The 1,179-nt window shown below is 68.2% G+C and carries 1 protein-coding gene; it reads right to left on the reverse strand.

Annotated features, from left to right (window positions below):
* Positions 1–26: 26 nt before the first annotated feature.
* Positions 27–1,013 (reverse strand): IS110 family transposase, encoded by a 987-nt coding sequence (locus IE246_RS27785; protein WP_189995945.1) that lies wholly within the window; start codon positions 1,011–1,013, stop codon positions 27–29.
* Positions 1,014–1,179: the final 166 nt, after the last annotated feature.

Below are 1,179 nucleotides of genomic sequence, written 5' to 3' on the forward strand. Positions count from 1 at the left end.
CCGTCCAGCAACTGTACGCGTTGTTGTCAAGCGTCTGCGGGTCTGAATGGCCTTTGTTCCTTGACCATGGTGTTGAGGACGACGAGGAGCTTTCTGGCGACGGCGATGATGACGAGCTTTCGAGGCTTTCCGGCTTCGAGGAGCCTGTCGGCGAACGGTTTGAAGGCAGGGTTCTTCATGGCGTGGCGGGCGGCGAGGAAGAGCAGTCGCCGGATGTGGGCGCGTCCGCCCCAGATGGTTCGTCGGCCGCGGAGCTTTCCGGAGTCGCGTGCGATCGGGGCGATGCCGACCAGGGCGGAGATGGTCTTGGCGCTGCGGCGTCCGAGCTCGGGCAGGCCGGCGACGAGGCCGGCGCTGGTGAGGCCTGCGACGCCGGGTGCGGAGACCAGCCAGGTCTTGATCGGCGCCAGGGTGCTGTGCCGCATGGCTTCCTCGATGCGGGCTTCGTAGTCGTCGATCCGCCGGGTCAGCTCGAGGATGTGGTCGTCGACCTCGCCGGCGATCTCGGGGTCGTCGATCTGCTGGCGGCGGACCATCTCGGCCTTGCGCATGGCCACCAGCTGCTCGCGCCGGTCGAGCAGGCGGCGCACCGCCTGGCGCTCGGCCGCCACCGGCTCGGCGAGCGACAACGGCACGCTGGCCGCGTAGGCCGCCAGCATGTCGCTGTCGACCCGGTCGGTCTTGGCCAGGAACCCGGCCGCCCGGGCGAACTGCCGGGCCTTGCGGGGATTGGCCCGGTGATACGGCAGGCCGGCCGCGTCGAGAGCCTTGATGAGCCCGCGGTCGTAGACGCTGGTGGCCTCGAAGATCACCGTTGCCTGCTGCCGGCGAGCCTGCCCGACCACCCGGGCCAGGCCCTCCGTATCGTTGCCGCAACTCCAGCGCCGGCGCGCCGGCAAGGTGGAGATGTCCAGGCGGTCCTTGGAGATGTCGATCGCCAGGATCGAGTGCGCTATGGTGCTCATTGCCCGTCCTTGTTCATGCAAGGCGCCGCGCCAACGGCCCTTGGTCAACTGTTCGGGTCGAATGCGGAACGCGGGCGGCGACCGGGCTGGAAGCGACGGCTCCAAAAGCCAGGAATGACACGGTCCACCGCCCGCGTTCACTCTGCCTCCAAATCCAGATCGCGAACAACTCCTCGCCATCTCGAAACGGTGGCCCGCGCATACAGGAATGACG

It is taken from the genome of Thalassobaculum fulvum (genome assembly GCF_014652915.1).
In the GTDB taxonomy this organism is placed as follows: domain Bacteria; phylum Pseudomonadota; class Alphaproteobacteria; order Thalassobaculales; family Thalassobaculaceae; genus Thalassobaculum_A; species Thalassobaculum_A fulvum.